Consider the following 17,082-nt stretch of genomic DNA (forward strand, 5'->3'; position numbering starts at 1 on the left):
CAGAGACGTAGGTTATCCTCAGAATTAGAACCTGTTCTAACTACGAGGGGTAGACCATGGCACCGTCCGCAGAGGTAATCCGCAAGACCGTCGACGCCTACATCGAGACAGTTGCCACGGGCACTGCCGCCCAGGTTGTGGCCCTGTATGCCGAGGGTGCAACCGTTGAAGACCCGGTTGGTACCGACGTGCGCACCACCCGCGAGTCCATTCTCGAGTTCTACTCCGTGATCGAGAATTTCGACCAGGAAGCTCACCTTCAGACCCTCCGCATCGCCGGAAACGAAGCGGCATTCCACTTCTCGCTGATCACCAAGCTCGGCGAGCAGACCCTGACCATCGCACCCATCGACGTCATGACCTTCGACGACGACGGAAAGATCCTGTCGATGCGTGCATTCTGGAACCAGGAAGACATGATCACCGCCTGATATGACGGTGAAGACGATCGACGTCGACGGATTCCGTTGGCAGATTGACGATTCCGGTTCGGGGACAGCTGTGGTTATGTGTCACGGCTTTCCCGGTCTCGGGTACAGCTATCGGCATCAGTCGGCAGCGTTGACGGAAGCGGGTTTTCGGGCGATCGCACTCGACATGCCCGGTTACGGCGGCACTACCCGCCCCGAAGCGGTCGAGGACTACACCAACGATGCCGTCGCGAACCGGCTGATCGACCTACTCGACGCTCTCGGAATCGACAAAGCGGTGGTCGTCGGCCACGATTTCGGCGCGCCCGTCGCGTGGACCACCGCTCTGCGCCATCCCGATCGTGTTGCGGGGCTTGTCTCGTTGGCGGTCCCCTATGCGCCCGACAGGTTCCCCGCAAAACCCTCGACCATCTACGCCGCGATGGCGCGCAAGCATTTTCTGCACATTCACTATTTCCAGGAACCGGGTGCCGCGGAGCGCGAACTCGACGCCCGTCCACGTGAGTTTCTTCAGCGGCTCTTCCATGCCCTCTCCGGGGCTTACCGGTACCTCGACGTCTGGAAGAACCCGTCCGAAGGAAACGGCTACCTCGACGTACTGCCCGAGGCGCCTGCATTGCCGTGGTCGTGGCTCACCGAGGACGATCTGGATGTTTATGTAAAGGCCTTTACTGCAACAGGTTTCACAGGCGGCTTGAACTGGTACCGTGCGTACGACGCCAATTGGGAACGCAGTGCGGATTTGGACGGCGCGCACGTGAACGTCCCGACGCTCTTCGTCGCGGGCGCCGAGGATCCGGTCATCGCGATGAGCGGCCCCAAGGCATTGGACCGCATGAAGGACACCGTCCCCGACCTGCGGGGTGTGCACCTTCTCGGCGGCGCGGGGCACTTCGTACAGCAGGAACGTGCTTCCGAGGTCAATGAACTTTTGATCTCTTTCCTTCGGTCGCTCTAGGCGAAATCGGGCCGAAGGTCTAGCGTTGCGCAGATGCGCACCAGGATCTTCGATCGCGGTATTCGGGTAGGTATCACCGGTGCTCTTGTTGCCGGTTCGCTTCTGGCTCTGGGTGTGTCCGGTGCCGCGGCCGCGCCGCCCTGCCCTGGATCGTCCCCCGCAATCCTCAGCGCCCAGATTCCGGGCGCGGCCCTCGAGGGTGTCACCGTGGACGGGCAGGGTCGCCTGTACACGACAGACCTGGTGAGTGGTCGAATCTTCCGCGTCGACGCGCCTGGTCAGGCCGCAGTTCCGATCGCGACGGTTCCCGGCGGTGCGGGCGCACTCGCGTGGAGCCCGGACGGTTCACTGCTGGTGGGAACCGGAGCAAACGCCGGCGTGCTGATCGGTGATCTGACGCGTGCTGCGTCGGTCGCGCGGGTGGACGTGAACTCGGGTGCCGTGACGCCGATCGCCGGTGGTCTGAGCGCTGCAAACGGCCTCGCCGTCGCGCACGACGGAACGATCTATGCCACCAACGATTTCGGTTCGTTGATCGGTAAGGTCAGCCCAGGCGGTGCCGTCGACCCGGCGTGGGCGACTTTCCCGAGTGCAAACGGCGCAGCCCTGAGCGCCGATAATCGCTGGCTCTACGTCTCGCGCACGTTCGCAAACCCGGGTGTCAGCCGCATCTCCGTCGACAATCCAGGGTATTCGGAATCGTTGGTCGATCTCGGCGGTCTCGAAACCTTTTCTGCCCCAGATGGTTTGACCCTGGACTCGCGAGATCGCGTAATCGTTCCCACGGACATCAGTGGTGAGGTGTGGCGGATCGACGGACCCGGCCAGTACTGCTCGCTCACCAGCGGACTGCAGGCGTCGAGTGTGTTGACCTACGGGCGTGGCAATTCCGGTTTCGCGAGCGGGCATCTCTACCGCGCTGGGTTCGACGGAAAGATCTTCGAGATTCCGGCTGGCTTCGATGCGGGCGCCCAGGCCGCGACACCGTAACGCGACACCTTCACTCGTCTTACCCACTACTGATGCCGGGACTGCCGGAATCGTCCATACTGGTCTGCATGGCGGAAACGAGTGAGATCGACGAGGCCGAAGTGGCCCTTCCCGCGATACCGCAGCCGTTGCTGACCCCGCTCACCGAAGCTGCGATCTTCCTGGTTTTCACCATCGACGAGGGTGGTGAGCAGGCAGTTCACGACGTTCTGGCCGATATTTCCGGACTGCAACGCTCGATCGGATTCCGGGTTCCCGCCGGTGGCTTGGCCGCCGTCGTCGGCATCGGTTCGGATGCGTGGGACCGTCTGTTCGAGGGTCCACGGCCGGCAGAATTGCATCCTTTTGTCGAGTTGACCGGTGACAAACACCACGCTCCCCGCACACCGGGCGATCTGTTGTTCCACATCCGGGCCCGTCAAATGGACCTGTGCTTCGAGTTCGCCACGGTCGTGACCAACAGGTTGGCCGGCGCCGCGTCGGTGATCGACGAGGTCCACGGGTTCAAGTACTTCGAACAACGCGACCTCATGGGTTTTGTCGACGGCACCGAGAACCCGTCCGGGCAGGCCGCCTACGTCGCGGTCACCGTCGGTGACGAGGATCCGGACTTCGCGGGCAGCAGTTACGTCATCGTCCAGAAGTACCTCCACGACATGTCGGAGTGGAACTCCCTGCCCGTCGAGGAGCAGGAGAACGTCATCGGACGCTCCAAGCTCGAAGACCTCGAGATGGACGACGACACGAAACCGGCCAACTCGCACACCGCGCTCACCGTCATCGAAGACGAATCCGGTGAGCAGATCCAGATTCTGCGCGACAACATGCCGTTCGGCCACGTCGGCTCCGCTGAGATGGGTACCTATTTCATCGGTTACTCGGCGTCGCCGACGGTCACCGAGCAGATGCTGACCAACATGTTCATCGGGAATCCCGTCGGCAATTACGACCGCATTCTCGATTTCTCCACCGCCGTCACCGGAATCAATTTCTTCGTTCCGACGGCGGACTTTCTCGACGATCCCCCGGACGCGCCGACCAGGCTCGTTCCCGAAGCGACGTTCACAGCGCCCATCTCTGACGGTTCTCTCGGAATCGGCAGCCTCAAAAGGAGTGCCCAGCAATGACAAACCTGCACCGCGACCTAGCACCCATTTCGGCAGCAGCCTGGGCCGAGATCGAAGAAGAGGCGAGCCGTACCTTCAAGCGCCACGTCGCCGGTCGTCGTGTGGTGGACGTGGAGGGCCCGTCAGGTGACGATCTTGCGGCCATCCCGCTCGGACATCAGGTGCCGATCAATCCCTTGGCCGACGGCGTCATCGCACACGCTCGTCAGTCGCAGCCGGTCATCGAACTGCGGGTCCCGTTCACCGTCAGCCGTCAGGCCATCGACGACGTCGAACGCGGCGCCAAGGACTCCGACTGGCAGCCGGTCAAGGATGCCGCCAAGCAGATCGCGTTCGCCGAGGACCGCGCCATCTTCGAGGGATACCCCGCAGCCAGCATTACCGGCGTGCGGGCGAGCGGTTCCAACCCGGAATTGAAGCTGCCCATCGATGCCAAGGATTACCCGGAGGCCATCAGCCAGGCGATCACGTCACTGCGCCTGGCCGGCGTCAACGGACCGTACTCATTGCTCCTGAACGCCGACGCGTTCACCGCGATCAACGAGACCTCCGATCACGGCTACCCCATCCGCGAGCACCTGCGACGCGTTCTCGACGGCGAGATCATCTGGGCCCCGGCCATCGACGGCGCTTTCCTGCTGTCGACGCGTGGTGGTGACTACGAACTGCATCTGGGCCAGGACCTGTCCATCGGTTACCTCTCGCACGATGCGAACTCCGTCGAGCTGTACTTCCAGGAATCGATGACGTTCCTCATGTACACCAGCGAAGCCGTTGTCTCACTTGCGTAAGAGCCTTCGAAACCTCTGATGCCAGGGCGAGCGAGGCAGTTCGCCGATGTCCTGGAGGTGGGCGACAAAAGCCTGGGCGTCCGCGTGCGAAGACGTCTTCGGCCGCCCGTCGGCCCACGCTGTGAACAACCGAAGATAGCGATCGCCGAGAGTATGGCGCACGACCGGAAGGTGGTGCGCCACTTCTCCGGCGCGCTTTCGGAGCAGTGCCGTCGAGACAACGGCAGCATCGTCTTTGTCGAAGCCTTCGGGTAGTTCGCCGCCTGCCACCAGTGCGCGAATCAGCGCCGCTTGCCGCTCACCGAGCGTGCTCATGTGCGTGACCAATCGGTGCCCGCGGTGATGCGATCGAGCCCCGCTGCGTCGGCGACGGCATCGAGCTCGTCGAGCAATTCCAGTGCCGGCGGATAGTTTCCGTCGCGCTCGAGCATGATGGCGGGATGGTGACCGGCGGCGGTGAACTGCGCAAGGAGTTCCAGCACGGCTTCGGGTACCGGATCGGTGTGCGTGTCGTGGTATTTGCCGTCGCTGATGCTGCCACCGGCGATGTGGCAGTATGCGATTCGCTCGAGTGGTAGCCGGATCAGCTCGGCCCAGGGATCACGCCCTCGGTTGAGGGCATTGGCATAGACGTTCGCGATGTCGAGAACCAGCAGAGCCCCGGTGCGTTCGACGATCTCCGAGAGAAACTCCCCTTCGGTCAACTCGTCGTCGGGCCAGTCGAAAAGGGCGGCAACGTTTTCGACGGCAAACGGCACCGGTAGACCGGCCTGAGTGCGGGTGATGTTGCGTACCAAGACATCGATCGCTTCGTAGGTGCGTGGCAGTGGGAGCAGGTGCCCGGCCTCTATGCCGCCCGCCCGCACGAATGCAATGTGCTCACTCGCCAAGGGGGCGTCCAGTAGCTGGGCTGCATGCGCAAGGTGATCGATCCGTGCCTGATCTACCGCCTCGGCCCCGCCAAGGGAGAGCGAGATTCCGTGCGGGATCACCGGAACTCCCAGCGAACCGAGGTGCGGCGGTATCTCGGTTCCGATGGATTCCGCAATGACTTCGCAGAACGCCAGGCCGTCGAGCTGCGCGATGATTCCGGATACCTCGGGACGCAAACCGATTCCCAGGCCGTACAGGGTCATTCGAGTCACCTCCCGTGTGCAACTGCTAACGGCGACTATAGACGGATCAGCCGGGCAGCCAGTTGGGTCCCGGACCGTTGCCTTCTTCGAAGATCAGCCACGTTTTGGTCGAGAGAACCCCGTCGAGTCCCTGGAGTTCTTCGAGAACGGTGTGGCGTAGTTCCTGGTTGTCCGGGGCTCGAACCAGCACCAGAACGTCGAAGTCGCCGCCGAGGAGGGAGAAGTGCTCGACAAACGGCAGGGCCTTCAAGGACGCAGCCAGACCTCGCCACGAGTGCTGCCTGATCGAGAGCGCCACGTACGCCGAGGAGCCGAGTCCGGCCTTCTCATGGGCGATCCGCGTCGTGAATCCGGTGATGATTCCGGCGTCCTCGAGCCTTTCGATGCGGACGTAGGCGTGAGCGCGAGATATGTGCGCCTTCTCGGCCAGTGCACGCATGGAGATGCGACTGTCTGCGACCAGTTCGGCGATGATGCGGCGGTCGATCGCATCGAGAGCGTGCGGTTCGGTGGCCATCTGTCCATTCCTGCTTCGGTCGTCGAGTCGGTTGATGGACATATTGCTGCCCGAATCCTCATGATAGGCCGTTTGTCTTGAATCTTCGACGCCTTCTGTCATTACGTCGCCGAAGTGCGAATACTGATGGACACAACGTCTTCTGGAGGTAGAAGTGACTCTTGTCGAGCCCGTGGGGGAACTGCGGTATCAAAAGTTCCTGCCGGCCGATTCCGCGGTGCAGTACCTCGACCCTGCTGGAGAACTGACGCGCAGCGAGGCGCGCTACGCAAAACCGAGCGACGATCGCCTGATCGAGATGTATCGAAAGATGTTCCTGGGCAGACGCTTCGACCAGCAGGCGACGGCGCTGACCAAACAGGGGCGCCTGGCCGTGTATCCGTCCTCGCGAGGGCAGGAGGCATGCCAGATCGCGGCAGCGATGAGTCTGGAGCCGAGTGACTGGCTCTTCCCCACCTATCGGGATTCGATGGCGTTGGCTGCCAGGGGTGTCGATCCGGTGCAGATTCTGAGCATGCTTGCCGGCGACTGGCACTGCGGGTACGACCCGGTAGCGCTGCGCAGTGCGCCGCAGTGCACTCCGCTGGCAACGCAATTGCTGCATGCAGCGGGGGTGGCCTACGGGGAGTCCCGACGGGGCCTGAACACCGTCGCGCTGGCGCTCTGCGGCGACGGGGCCACCAGTGAGGGTGATTTCCACGAAGCGCTGAACTTCGCCGCCGTCTTCAAGGCACCGGTCGTCTTTCTGGTGCAGAACAACGGATTTGCGATCAGTGTGCCGTTGTCACGTCAAAGCGCAGCACCGACGTTAGCGCACAAGGGTGTCGGCTACGGGATCGGCAGCGAGCAGGTCGACGGCAACGATCCTGTTGCGATGATGGCCGTCATGGCCGAGGCGGCGCGCTTCGTCCGCAGCGGAAACGGGCCGGTGATCGTCGAGGCACACACCTATCGCATCGACGCACACACCAACGCCGACGACGCCACCCGCTACCGCGACAGCGCCGAGGTGGAAAGCTGGCTCGGGCGAGATCCGTTGCCGCGTCTCGAAAAGTATCTGCGCGCACACGATCTGATCGACGACGCGTTCGTGGAATCACTGACCGCAGAGGCAGAAGCCGAGGCCGCCACACTGCGCGCCGGCATGAACGTCGACCGCCCGCACGATCCGCTCGATCTGTTCCGGTACGTCTTCGCGGAGCAGACACCGCAATTGCGTGAGCAACAAGCCCAACTCGAAACCGAACTTGCTGCCGAAGCCGCTGACACAGGGGGACACTGACCATGCCCATGCTCACGATGGCTCAGGCCCTCAACACCGCGCTACGTGACTCTCTGGCTGCGGACGACAACGTTGTCGTCTTCGGTGAGGACGTCGGCACCCTGGGCGGCGTTTTCCGCGTCACCGACGGCCTCACCCGCGACTTCGGCGACGACCGATGCTTCGACACTCCCCTCGCCGAGTCCGGCATCATCGGATTCGCAATCGGCATGGCCATGGCCGGTTTTCGTCCGGTCGTGGAAATGCAGTTCGACGCGTTTGCCTATCCGGCATTCGAGCAGATCGCCTCGCACGTCGCAAAGATCCGCAACCGCACCAAGGGTGCACTGTCGATTCCGATAGTCATCCGTGTTCCTTTTGCCGGCGGTATCGGCGGGGTGGAGCATCACTGTGATTCCAGCGAGGGATACTACGCACACACACCCGGCCTGAAGGTCGTGGCGCCGTCCACGGTGGAAGATGCGTACTCACTGCTACGTTCGGCGATCGAGGACCCCGACCCGGTGATCTTCCTCGAACCCAAGAAGCTGTACTTCTCGCGAGCCGATGTCGAACTGACCGCACGGGAGCCGATCGGGCGCGCCGTCGTCCGGCGCCCCGGTCGTGACGCGACGCTCATTGCCTACGGCCCGTCCGTGGAGGTTGCACTGAAGTCCGCCGAGGCCGCTGCGGCCGAGGGCCGCGACATCGAGGTGATCGACATCCGCTCGATAGTGCCGTTCGACGACGAGACGGTCACCGCGTCGGTGCGAAAGACCGGACGCTGCATCGTCATCCAGGAAGCGCAGGGCTTTGCCGGTGTTGGTGCGGAAATTGCTGCTCGCGTGCAGGAGCGATGCTTCCACCATCTCCACGCTCCGGTGCTCAGGGTCAGCGGATTCGACATCCCCTACCCCGCGCCGAAGCTCGAGCGTCACCACCTGCCCAGCGTCGACCGGGTCCTGGACGCCGTCGACCGTCTGCAGTGGAACGACGCCCCGGACACCCGTTGGGCGGTGACGGCATGAGCAATCAGGTATTCATGCTCCCCGACCTGGGTGAAGGTCTGGCCGAGGCCGATATTGCGGAGTGGCACGTCAAGGTCGGCGACGTGGTCACCATCGATCAGATCGTCGTCGAGGTCGAGACTGCGAAAGCTGCTGTGGACGTGCCTATCCCGTTCGCCGGGACCGTCGTCGAATTACATGGCAAGGACGGCGACACCTTGAAGGTTGGCACGCCGTTGATCACTGTGAGTGGTGGCGGCAGTGTCGACGCGGTCGTTTCGGCCAACCACGAGCGTTACCGTGAAGAGGAACGCGCGGGTTCGGGCAACGTCCTGATCGGCTACGGCACCAGCGAGGATGCACCGAGACGCCGACGTCGGACTCCTTCGTCGGTACGCGTGATCTCACCAATCGTTCGTAAGCTGGCTGTCGACAACGATATCGACCTCTCCTCGCTCTCCGGATCCGGTGCCGGCGGGGTGATAACGCGCGCTGACGTCGAGGCCGGGTCGAACACCGGCCCGGAGACGGAAACGTCGTACGTGAGCGACCAACGCATCCCGATCAAGGGGCTTCGCAAGGTGGTGGCCGACAAGCTGTCCACCAGCCGCCGTGAGATCCCTGACGCGACAACCTGGGTCGACGTCGACGCCACCGAACTGTTGGCGGCGCGAGCCGAGATCAACAAGTCACTGCCCGATTCCGACAAGATCAGCCTGATGGCGCTGCTGGCTCGACTGACCACCGCGGCGTTGGCGCAGTACCCCGAACTGAACTCGTCGGTCGATACTGCGCGAGGCGAGATCGTTCGACACGCCCGCATCCACCTGGGAATCGCCGCACAGACACCGAAGGGATTGATGGTGCCGGTCATTCGCAATGCCGATACCCTGAGCACTGTCGAACTCGCACAAGCACTTCGGGTGACCACCGACCTTGCGCGCGACGGCAAACTCGAACCCGCCCGCCTGACCGGCGGCACGTTCACGCTCAACAACTACGGGGTATTCGGGGTCGACGGATCGACTCCGATCATCAACCACCCCGAGGCGGCGATACTCGGCATCGGACGCATCATCGACAAGCCGTGGGTGGTGAACGGCGAGTTGACCGTCCGTAAGGTCACTCAGATCTCGTTGAGCTTCGACCACCGCGTCTGTGACGGAGGCGAAGCCGGTGGATTCCTGAGGCTGTTCGGTGACTACGTCGAGAACCCGATCCGCGTCCTGGGAAGGCTCTGATGACCAAGGCTCCGATGATCAAGGCTCCGATGACAACTGCAGAACCCCACAGCGAAGTCCTTGTCCTCGGTGGAGGATCGGGCGGCTATGCCTGCGCCATCCGCGCCGCCCAACTCGGATTGTCGGTCACGCTGATCGAGGCGGACAAGGTCGGCGGAACGTGCCTGCACCGCGGATGCATCCCGACCAAGGCGCTGCTGCATTCCGCCGAGGTCGCCGATTCGGCACGCACCAGTGAGCAATTCGGCGTCCGAGCATCTTTTGACGGCATCGACGTCGCGCAGGTGCACGACTACAAAAACGGGACAGTCGAGCGGCTGTACAGCGGGCTGCAAGGTTTGTTGGCGCAACACAAGATCACTATCGTCAACGGATACGGAACGTACGTCGGTGGGCGAAGCATCGACGTCGACGGAACCCGCTATACCGGAACATCACTCGTTCTGGCCACCGGATCGTATCCGCGGGAACTGCCCGGCATCGAACTCGGCCGCCGGATCCTCACCAGTGACCAGGCGCTCGAACTCGACCGGGTGCCCACCAGCGCGACAGTGCTCGGTGGCGGTGTCATCGGCGTCGAGTTCGCGAGCCTCTGGCGCTCGTTCGGTGCCGAAGTGACGATCGTCGAGGCACTCCCGCGACTGATCGCCGCGGAGGACCCGTGGTCGTCGAAGCAGCTGGAGCGGGCTTACCGGAAACGCGGAATCGTCTGTAAGACAGACACAAAGATCGTTTCCGCGAAAGAAGCAGCCGATTCGGTCCGCATCGAACTAGGTGACGGAACGATAGTCGATACCGACCTACTGTTGGTCGCCGTCGGCCGCGGACCCCGCACGGACGGTAACGGTTTCGAAGAAAACGGAATCAGCCTCGACAAGGGATTTGTCGTCACCGACGAACGCCTCCGTACGTCCGTGGACGGTGCGTACGCGGTCGGCGACATCGTGCCCGGTCTTGCGTTGGCGCACCGAGGTTTCCAACAAGGAATCTTTGTGGCTGAACAGATCGCCGGGAAGGACCCGATACCGGTCGCCGAACACTTGATTCCTCGCGTGACGTACTCACATCCCGAAGTTGCGTCAGTCGGACTCGGCGAAGAGGCGGCGCGCACGCAGTACGGTGACGTCTCCACCGTCGTCTACGACCTGTCGGGTAACGGCAAGAGTCAGATCCTGCGAACCACCGGGGGAATCAAAGTGATTCGCAGCGGAACCAGAGGTCCCGTCGTCGGCGTCCACCTGGTAGGCGACCGGGTTGGTGAACTGATCGGTGAGGCGCAGTTGGCCGTCGCCTGGGAAGCACTTCCCGATGAGGTGGGGCGTTTCATCCACGCACACCCCAGCCAGAACGAGGCGTTGGGCGAGGCCATGCTCGCACTCGCGGGAACACCACTGCACGCGCACAGCTGAACCATGACCAGAAGAGGATCTGCAATGAGCATCGACGACGAACTGCGCTGGGACGGTGAACTGACCGTCACCCGACATGATCGGGAGACCGGCACGACCTTTGTGATCCGAATCGACTCCACCCGTCTGGGACCGGCGTCGGGTGGCACGCGGGCGGCGCATTACCCCTCGATCGGTCACGCGCTGGCAGACGCCGGGAAGTTGTCCGGCGCAATGACTTTGAAGATGGCGGTCTCCGACCTGCCGATGGGTGGCGGGAAGTCGGTGATAGCACTGCCCGCGCCGCGCAATCGGATCGACTCGGCGACTTGGTCTCGTATCCTCGACATTCACGCGGAGAACATCGACAAGCTCGAAGGAAACTACTGGACCGGTCCTGACGTCAACACCAACTCGTCCGACATGGATCAGCTCAGTCGCACCACCAAGTACGTCTTCGGGCGTTCGGTCGACAACGGTGGCGCCGGTTCCAGCGCGCACGCCACGGCTCTGGGCGTGTTCGAAGCGATGAAGGCCACGGCGCGTCGTCGTGGACTCGGAACACTCGACGGCCGAAAGGTGCTGGTTCAGGGGCTCGGCGCCGTCGGCGGGGATGTTGTACGTCTCGCAGCGCAGGCTGGGGCACGCCTGCTTGTTGCCGATACGGACCCGCAGCGCCTCGAGGCGGCTTCTCTTGCGGGGCACACGATCGTTCCTGCGGACGAGGTACTTCGAACGTCGTGTGACCTCTTTGCTCCCTGTGCGATGGGAGGCGTCATCGATTCCGCTGCTGCTGCGTCGATTCCGACTCTGGCCGTGGCGGGCGCAGCAAACAACATCTTGACCGATGCCGCTGCGGGCGAGGTTCTGCGAAGCCGCGGGGTTCTCTGTGCCCCTGATTTCGTCGCGAACGCAGGCGGAGCCTTTCACCTCGTGGGGCGAGAAGTCCTGGGGTGGAACGAAGACGACGTCGTCGAACGAACCCGAGGGATCGGTCGCACTCTGGACGAGGTGTATTCGTTGAGCGAGGAACGTGGCATCACTACCGAGGCCGCAGCGCTTCTGCTCGCCCGGACGCGGCTATCCCCCGCATCCACCACCGCCGCCGCCACATCCGCCACCCCCGCTGCAGCTGCCGCCTCCCCCGTCTGAACCGCCACCGTCCGAACCCCCGCTACTTCCGCTGCCGTCGGCACCGATTCCGGCGGCGGAGGCCAAGGCGGGATTGATCATCAGCATCGCCGAACCGGCGAAGAGAGCGGCGGACATCCCCGCCAAGCGTGGGCCGTAGGCAGAGAAGGCAGGCTTGTTGCGCGGGGACAGGTAGGCGTGTGCCGTGGTCAGTTCCGAACGTGCCGCACTGCCCGAGGTGGTGCGATCGAAGTTGAGCCCGAGCAGCGGGATGCTGAACCCGGTGACGAGTACGGCGAGAATCAGAAACTCGACGGGCTTGTCGTTGTGCAGTCCGAAAGCAACGCGGACGATACCCACGGCCACCAGGATCTTCAACGGAACTGTGGAGAGAAAGATTGAACGCCTGGTGCTGTCGGAGGTCAGGTATCCCCGGTCCGCCAAAGAGTTTCGTAGGCGAGCTGTTTCCACCGTCATGCGCTCGGCGAGTTGCCGCCGACGATGGGGTAGGGCCTGCTGGGCCAGGCGCTGGTACACGGTGAGGGTGTACCAGTCCAGGGTCTCGTCGCCAGGCCCCAACGGGCGCAGGACAGCGCCGTCGGTGGTGATCAGATCAGCGCTACGCAGGATTGCCAACGATGCTGCGATGGCGCGTGACTCGTCTGTCAGCATGCCGACTTCCGGAGGGGTCAGTTGCTCGGCGGAATACCCGTGCCCGGCGGAATACCTGCACCGGCGTGCCCGGATCATCAGACGCCACCCCAGAGTGAGAACCATGAGCGTGGCCGAAACGGCTATGTAGCCGTAGAGGAAATCCTCGCTGGGGATCCCCCACGTGTCGGCTGCATGCGTGCTCATCCCCCACACCCCCCGCCGCCGCAACTGCTACCGCTGCCGCCACCGCCGTCCGAGCCGGATGATCCGGATGAGGAGCCACAACTGTAGTAGCTCGAACCCCCGCCGCCCGGGCTGTACGCGGCGCCCGCAGCCACTGCTCCCGCCAGCGCGGGATCGATCAGAACCAGAGCTCCCGAACCGAAGAGCGCCGCCGAGAGTCCGGCGAGCGAGGGACCGTAGCTCGAGTACGCGGGCCGCAGTTTCGGTGAGAGGTACGAGTTTTCGTGCTTGAGGCGTCGAAGCTCGCTGTCGCCCAAAGCTGTCCGACGACGCTTGATGCGGAGAAGTGGAATCATCAGCGCGAGAACGATGATGGTGAGGAGCAGAAACCCGACCGGCTTACCGACGGCGATGCCGGCGACGAGACGGACTACGCCGAGACCAATTACCGCCAGGATCGGAACGGTCCGAAAGGCAGCAGTCAGCCCGTCCTGCGGGCGTTGCAAGTATCCCTCGTCGATCAGCGTCGTACGTAGTTGTGCGAGTGCGACGTTCAGCCGTCCCATCAGACGCACCTGCCGCAGCGGGACCTTTCCGTTTCCGAGCCGCTTGTGCACCGTACGGGTGAACCAGTCGAGACGACTCTTGTCCTCCGCACTGAGTGCCTGCTTGGTCTTGCCTTCGGTGCTGATCAGCTCGGCGCTGCGCAGAATAGCCATCGACGCCAGAACGGCCTGGTAATCACTGGTCAAGGCGCCGATCTCGGGAGGAGTGAGCGGCCGACGGACCGAGTCGACGACCACGGGCGACCGGCGCGCAGTCATTCGGCTGTACAGCGAGAGTCCGATCGCGACGGCAGCCGCCACCAGGTACCACTGAAGGAAAGTCTGGCTGGGGATCCCCCACGTGTCGGCTGAGTAGTAGTTGTTCACCGCACTCACCCCCCACAGCTCACGGTGCTCGAGAAGGTCGAGCAACTGGACGGTGAAGACCCGCCGCCGCATCCGGGTGCCCAACCGCCGTCGCGGCCCGGACCGAAGAGTGCCGCGGCAATACCCGCAGACGTCGCCCCGTAGGTGGCAAACGACGGTTGGAAATTCGGTGTGAGGTAGGAGTATTCGTCCTTCAAGCGACTCAATTCGACCTGGCCGAAACGAGTGCGTCGGCTCAGGCGGAGAAGGGTTACGACAATCAGGGCGAGGCAGACGACAACGAGCGGAAGGTATCCCTCCGGGCTCTCGTTCACGACAGTGAATCCGGTCCTGATCGTGCCGACCACGGCGACGATAACGACCGGTACCACGGACAATCGCGTCAAAGTGTGTTCACGATTGCCGTTCAGGTAGCCGGCCTGCACCAGGTCGCTACGAAGCTCCAACAGGGGCAGCGGAAGTGTCGGCACGAGCCGGGAGGGCACGGCAGTTCCACCGGCGTCGTCGATCCGCTGGCGGACGATGCGGGTGAAGCGGTCATGCTGACCCTGGCCGGCAGAATATGCAGCACTCTCGAGTTCTGCCACGGCAGCGCGTACCGCACGCTCGTCGCTGGTCAGTACACCCATCTCCGGTGGTGTGAGTGTGCGCAATGCAGGTGTGGGCTTGCGCATGGCGACGCCTCTGATCACAAGTGCGATCACCACCGCTCCGGTGGCAGCGGCGACGTACCACCCGAGGAAAGCCTCGGTGGAAATTCCCCACGTATTCGTATGATCATGCATCGCACACCACCTCTCGATGAACTCCTGAGAACCAGTCCAGTCTCTTTGTCCGACAACTGATGTCAGTATCGGGCCAGTACCGGGAAAAGCGATATCCGGGTGGCCATCGTCATCATTCCGTTACCGGCGAACTGGGGATTTACCGGCCGGTAGGTCGAAGCACGATCTCCGTGGGGTGTGCGTCGGACGGTGTTTCGACGGCAGTGAGTACGGCACGCGCCACAGTGGAGGCCTTCAGGAAGCGCTCCGGGTCGTACTCGTCGCCCTCGCCGGCGACGATGTTGCGCTGCATATCGGTGTCGATCCGTCCGGGGTGAATGGAGGTGACCCGCAAGGACGGCTCTTCCAGGCGCAGTGCGTCTCCGAAAGCGCGCAGGGCGAACTTGCTGGCCGCGTACGAGCCCCAGCCGGCGTTGGCGCGCAGTCCGGCACCCGAATTGATCAGTACGACGTGGCCACCGGCTGCCCTGAGGGCAGGAAGGAGGGCACGAGTGAGTTCGGCGACGGCGATGACGTTTGCCTCGAGGGTGCGTCGCCACTGATCGACCGAGGATTCCTCGATGGTTCCGATGTCGGCCACGCCGGCGTTGTGTACCAGCACGTCGAGCGTCGTGATGGACGAGGCGGCGACCGCGACGGCGTCGTAGTCCGTGAGGTCGAGGGGTAGGGGCGTCGATCCGGGTAGTTCCGCGCAGATCGGTTCGAGGGCCTGCGCGGATCGTGCACCGAGCAACAGGTCGTGTGTCGGCGCCAGTTCGCGTGCGATGGCAGCTCCGAGGCCGCGACTGGAACCGGTGATCAAGGCAGTAGGACGCATGGTCCGAGCCTATCGAGTGTGAATTGTTCGGCTATACGAACTTGTGTATTTGTTTACCCACATATTAGAGTTCGACCATGACGACTCGCGACGCGAAGAACTTCCGCCGCCTGGGAATTGCCGCCCTCGCCGCCCTGCTTCTCTCCAGCTGTTCTGCGGTGAATTCCGGCTCCGACGACGACCGCCCGGTGGTGCTCACCACGTTCACCGTGCTGTCGGACATCGCCCAGAACGTTGCCGGCGATCACCTTCGCGTCGAGTCGATCACGAAGGCGGGGGCGGAAATTCACGGCTACGAGCCGACGCCCGGAGACATTCGGCGGGCGAGCGAAGCCGATCTGATCCTCGACAACGGCATGAACCTCGAGGCGTGGTTCGCGAAATTCGTCAACGGTCTGGACGTGCCACACGTCGTGGTCAGCGACGGCGTCGAAGGCATTCCGATCGCCGGCGACGCCTATGCGGGCAAGCCCAATCCGCATGCATGGATGTCTCCGTTGAATACACAGATCTACGTCGACAACATGGTGACTGCTTTCAGCGACCTCGACCCGGACAACGCCTCGGCATTTGCGGAGAACGGCGCGAAGTACAAGGCGGAACTGCAAGCAGTTCAGGACGGCCTGGTCAGTGGGCTGGCGGCATTGCCCGCAGGTCAGCGCGCACTCGTCAGTTGCGAGGGTGCGTTCTCCTATCTGGCCAGGGACGCGGGACTCAGCGAGGCCTACATCTGGCCGGTCAATGCCGAGCAGCAGGCGACGCCGCAGCAGATCATCGCCGCGATCGACTTCGTCCGGGCCAATTCCGTTCCCGCCGTCTTCTGCGAGTCGACGGTCTCGGATGCCCCCATGCAGCAGGTTGTCGGGGCGACCGGTGCGAAATTCGGTGGGACGCTGTACGTCGACTCGCTGTCCGAATCCGACGGTCCCGTGCCCACCTACCTGGACATGATTCGCCACGACACCGACGTCATCCTCGGCGGTCTGACCGGTGGTAAATCATGAACGAAGCCATTCGCGTCGAAAACGTCAGTGTTCACTACGGCGAGGTCCACGCACTGGACCATGTCGATCTGACGTTGAATTCCGGAAGCGTCTGCGGATTGATCGGTATGAACGGTTCAGGAAAGTCGACCCTGTTCAAGGTGATCATGGGAATGATCAAGCCGGACAACGGTTCTGTGAGAATCGCCGGTCTCGACGCAGCCGCTGCGCGCAAGAGCGGGCGCGTCGGATACGTGCCGCAGAGTGAAGACGTCGACTGGACCTTCCCGATCAGTGTCCGTGACGTCGTGATGATGGGTAGGTACGGCCACCTCGGGTTCTTGCGACGTCCGCGGCGTGCAGATCGCGAGGCGGTGGCAGAGGCCCTCGAGCGGGTAGAGCTCACAGAATTTGCGGATCGTCAGATCGGTCAGCTCTCGGGTGGTCAGAAGAAGCGCGCCTTCGTCGCACGCGGTATCGCACAGGACGCGTCGATACTGTTGCTGGACGAGCCTTTTGCCGGCGTCGACAAGCGTTCCGAGGCAACGATTTCGACGCTGCTACGAGAGTTGGCTTCCGACGGCCGATCGATCTTGGTCTCGACTCACGACCTCCACGCCGTGCCGAAACTCTGCGACGAGGCGGTACTGCTCATGCGCAAGGTTCTGGTGCACGCCGACCCGGACACCGTGCTTCAACCGGAAAACCTCGCCCTGGCTTTCGGTCTCGACGTGATGGACAGGACCTGAT

The 17,082-nt window shown here is 63.2% G+C and carries 19 protein-coding genes; 12 read left to right on the forward strand and 7 right to left on the reverse strand.

Annotated elements, in window-relative coordinates:
* Window positions 1-56: 56 nt before the first annotated feature.
* The 5 genes from H351_RS03235 to H351_RS03255 all read left to right on the forward strand — a co-directional run bounded on the left by H351_RS03235 (window position 57) and on the right by H351_RS03255 (window position 4,297).
* Window positions 57-431 (forward strand): nuclear transport factor 2 family protein, encoded by a 375-nt coding sequence (locus H351_RS03235; protein WP_003942502.1) that lies wholly within the window; start codon window positions 57-59, stop codon window positions 429-431.
* A 1-nt stretch (window position 432) separates the two neighbouring features.
* Window positions 433-1,389 (forward strand): alpha/beta fold hydrolase, encoded by a 957-nt coding sequence (locus H351_RS03240; protein WP_029256796.1) that lies wholly within the window; start codon window positions 433-435, stop codon window positions 1,387-1,389.
* A gap of 33 nt (window positions 1,390-1,422) precedes the next feature.
* The gene (locus tag H351_RS03245) at window positions 1,423-2,379 is read left to right on the forward strand and encodes an SMP-30/gluconolactonase/LRE family protein (protein WP_029256795.1); all 957 of its coding nucleotides are present in this window, start codon (window positions 1,423-1,425) and stop codon (window positions 2,377-2,379) included.
* Between the two features lie 68 nt (window positions 2,380-2,447).
* Window positions 2,448-3,506, forward strand: coding sequence for a Dyp-type peroxidase (locus H351_RS03250; RefSeq protein ID WP_044480584.1), 1,059 nt, complete (start codon window positions 2,448-2,450; stop codon window positions 3,504-3,506).
* Window positions 3,503-4,297 carry a family 1 encapsulin nanocompartment shell protein gene (locus H351_RS03255; RefSeq protein WP_020909834.1) on the forward strand — a complete coding sequence of 265 codons (795 nt, stop codon included), beginning with the start codon at window positions 3,503-3,505 and terminating at the stop codon, window positions 4,295-4,297. The genes H351_RS03250 and H351_RS03255 overlap by 4 nt, the downstream gene beginning before the upstream one ends.
* Here the strand turns inward: H351_RS03255 and H351_RS03260 are convergent.
* The 3 genes from H351_RS03260 to H351_RS03270 are packed head-to-tail and all read right to left on the reverse strand — an operon-like array spanning window position 4,286 to window position 5,950.
* Window positions 4,286-4,612 carry an SCO6045 C-terminal-like domain-containing protein gene (locus H351_RS03260; protein WP_029256794.1) on the reverse strand — a complete coding sequence of 109 codons (327 nt, stop codon included), beginning with the start codon at window positions 4,610-4,612 and terminating at the stop codon, window positions 4,286-4,288. The genes H351_RS03255 and H351_RS03260 overlap by 12 nt on opposite strands.
* On the reverse strand, window positions 4,609-5,433 hold the full coding sequence (locus H351_RS03265; protein ID WP_029256793.1) for an MbnB/TglH/ChrH family RiPP precursor modification enzyme: 825 nt from the start codon (window positions 5,431-5,433) through the stop codon (window positions 4,609-4,611). The genes H351_RS03260 and H351_RS03265 overlap by 4 nt, the downstream gene beginning before the upstream one ends.
* A gap of 46 nt (window positions 5,434-5,479) precedes the next feature.
* A complete protein-coding gene (locus H351_RS03270) occupies window positions 5,480-5,950 on the reverse strand; it encodes an Lrp/AsnC family transcriptional regulator (protein ID WP_020971454.1) in 471 nt (156 codons plus the stop codon).
* A gap of 154 nt (window positions 5,951-6,104) precedes the next feature.
* Here H351_RS03270 and pdhA point away from each other — a divergent pair, with 154 nt between their 5' ends.
* Genes pdhA through H351_RS03295 form a run of 5 tightly spaced genes read left to right on the forward strand, consistent with a single transcriptional unit; the run spans window position 6,105 to window position 11,999 of the window.
* Window positions 6,105-7,232 carry a pyruvate dehydrogenase (acetyl-transferring) E1 component subunit alpha gene (gene pdhA, locus H351_RS03275; protein WP_029256792.1) on the forward strand — a complete coding sequence of 376 codons (1,128 nt, stop codon included), beginning with the start codon at window positions 6,105-6,107 and terminating at the stop codon, window positions 7,230-7,232.
* Window positions 7,233-7,234: 2 nt separating this feature from the next.
* On the forward strand, window positions 7,235-8,239 hold the full coding sequence (locus H351_RS03280; protein WP_019746166.1) for an alpha-ketoacid dehydrogenase subunit beta: 1,005 nt from the start codon (window positions 7,235-7,237) through the stop codon (window positions 8,237-8,239).
* A complete protein-coding gene (locus H351_RS03285; RefSeq protein WP_029256791.1) occupies window positions 8,236-9,459 on the forward strand; it encodes a dihydrolipoamide acetyltransferase family protein in 1,224 nt (407 codons plus the stop codon). Before H351_RS03280 ends, H351_RS03285 begins: the two co-directional genes overlap by 4 nt.
* Window positions 9,459-10,868: a dihydrolipoyl dehydrogenase gene (gene lpdA, locus H351_RS03290; protein WP_144440097.1), complete on the forward strand. Its 1,410-nt coding sequence runs from the start codon at window positions 9,459-9,461 to the stop codon at window positions 10,866-10,868. The genes H351_RS03285 and lpdA overlap by 1 nt, the downstream gene beginning before the upstream one ends.
* A gap of 24 nt (window positions 10,869-10,892) precedes the next feature.
* Entirely contained in the window at window positions 10,893-11,999 is a 1,107-nt protein-coding gene (locus tag H351_RS03295) for a Glu/Leu/Phe/Val dehydrogenase family protein (RefSeq protein ID WP_029256789.1), read from the forward strand.
* Here H351_RS03295 and H351_RS03300 read toward each other — a convergent pair.
* The 4 genes from H351_RS03300 to H351_RS03315 all read right to left on the reverse strand — a co-directional run bounded on the left by H351_RS03300 (window position 11,928) and on the right by H351_RS03315 (window position 15,349).
* Complete coding sequence (locus tag H351_RS03300; protein WP_029256788.1) at window positions 11,928-12,836, reverse strand: TIGR04222 domain-containing membrane protein; 909 nt, start codon at window positions 12,834-12,836, stop codon at window positions 11,928-11,930. The genes H351_RS03295 and H351_RS03300 overlap by 72 nt on opposite strands.
* Window positions 12,833-13,747: a TIGR04222 domain-containing membrane protein gene (locus H351_RS03305; RefSeq protein ID WP_244891426.1), complete on the reverse strand. Its 915-nt coding sequence runs from the start codon at window positions 13,745-13,747 to the stop codon at window positions 12,833-12,835. The genes H351_RS03300 and H351_RS03305 overlap by 4 nt, the downstream gene beginning before the upstream one ends.
* A 5-nt stretch (window positions 13,748-13,752) precedes the next feature.
* Window positions 13,753-14,532, reverse strand: a complete 780-nt coding sequence (locus tag H351_RS03310) for a TIGR04222 domain-containing membrane protein (protein ID WP_029256786.1) — start codon at window positions 14,530-14,532, stop codon at window positions 13,753-13,755.
* A 139-nt stretch (window positions 14,533-14,671) separates the two neighbouring features.
* Window positions 14,672-15,349 (reverse strand): SDR family oxidoreductase, encoded by a 678-nt coding sequence (locus tag H351_RS03315; RefSeq protein ID WP_029256785.1) that lies wholly within the window; start codon window positions 15,347-15,349, stop codon window positions 14,672-14,674.
* A 77-nt stretch (window positions 15,350-15,426) separates the two neighbouring features.
* On the opposite strand from H351_RS03315, the gene H351_RS03320 reads away from it, so the two are divergent.
* Together H351_RS03320 and H351_RS03325 are read left to right on the forward strand one after the other, a co-directional pair.
* Window positions 15,427-16,353 (forward strand): metal ABC transporter substrate-binding protein, encoded by a 927-nt coding sequence (locus H351_RS03320; RefSeq protein ID WP_029256784.1) that lies wholly within the window; start codon window positions 15,427-15,429, stop codon window positions 16,351-16,353.
* Window positions 16,350-17,081: a metal ABC transporter ATP-binding protein gene (locus H351_RS03325; RefSeq protein WP_019746157.1), complete on the forward strand. Its 732-nt coding sequence runs from the start codon at window positions 16,350-16,352 to the stop codon at window positions 17,079-17,081. The genes H351_RS03320 and H351_RS03325 overlap by 4 nt, the downstream gene beginning before the upstream one ends.
* The last annotated feature ends 1 nt before the right edge of the window (window position 17,082 follow it).

Source organism: Rhodococcus erythropolis R138, assembly GCF_000696675.2.
GTDB lineage: Bacteria > Actinomycetota > Actinomycetes > Mycobacteriales > Mycobacteriaceae > Rhodococcus_F > Rhodococcus_F erythropolis.

Coding starts and splice junctions, on each gene's coding strand:
- lpdA (WP_144440097.1), top strand. CDS start 9,459: ATGACCAAGGCTCCGATGATCAAGGCTCCGATGACAACTGCAGAACCC.
- H351_RS03265 (WP_029256793.1), bottom strand. CDS start 5,433: ATGACCCTGTACGGCCTGGGAATCGGTTTGCGTCCCGAGGTATCCGGA.
- H351_RS03280 (WP_019746166.1), top strand. CDS start 7,235: ATGCCCATGCTCACGATGGCTCAGGCCCTCAACACCGCGCTACGTGAC.
- H351_RS03250 (WP_044480584.1), top strand. CDS start 2,448: ATGGCGGAAACGAGTGAGATCGACGAGGCCGAAGTGGCCCTTCCCGCG.
- H351_RS03315 (WP_029256785.1), bottom strand. CDS start 15,349: ATGCGTCCTACTGCCTTGATCACCGGTTCCAGTCGCGGCCTCGGAGCT.
- H351_RS03270 (WP_020971454.1), bottom strand. CDS start 5,950: ATGGCCACCGAACCGCACGCTCTCGATGCGATCGACCGCCGCATCATC.
- H351_RS03235 (WP_003942502.1), top strand. CDS start 57: ATGGCACCGTCCGCAGAGGTAATCCGCAAGACCGTCGACGCCTACATC.
- H351_RS03240 (WP_029256796.1), top strand. CDS start 433: ATGACGGTGAAGACGATCGACGTCGACGGATTCCGTTGGCAGATTGAC.
- H351_RS03255 (WP_020909834.1), top strand. CDS start 3,503: ATGACAAACCTGCACCGCGACCTAGCACCCATTTCGGCAGCAGCCTGG.
- H351_RS03300 (WP_029256788.1), bottom strand. CDS start 12,836: ATGAGCACGCATGCAGCCGACACGTGGGGGATCCCCAGCGAGGATTTC.
- H351_RS03245 (WP_029256795.1), top strand. CDS start 1,423: ATGCGCACCAGGATCTTCGATCGCGGTATTCGGGTAGGTATCACCGGT.
- H351_RS03260 (WP_029256794.1), bottom strand. CDS start 4,612: ATGAGCACGCTCGGTGAGCGGCAAGCGGCGCTGATTCGCGCACTGGTG.
- H351_RS03295 (WP_029256789.1), top strand. CDS start 10,893: ATGAGCATCGACGACGAACTGCGCTGGGACGGTGAACTGACCGTCACC.
- H351_RS03310 (WP_029256786.1), bottom strand. CDS start 14,532: ATGCATGATCATACGAATACGTGGGGAATTTCCACCGAGGCTTTCCTC.
- H351_RS03285 (WP_029256791.1), top strand. CDS start 8,236: ATGAGCAATCAGGTATTCATGCTCCCCGACCTGGGTGAAGGTCTGGCC.
- H351_RS03325 (WP_019746157.1), top strand. CDS start 16,350: ATGAACGAAGCCATTCGCGTCGAAAACGTCAGTGTTCACTACGGCGAG.
- H351_RS03320 (WP_029256784.1), top strand. CDS start 15,427: ATGACGACTCGCGACGCGAAGAACTTCCGCCGCCTGGGAATTGCCGCC.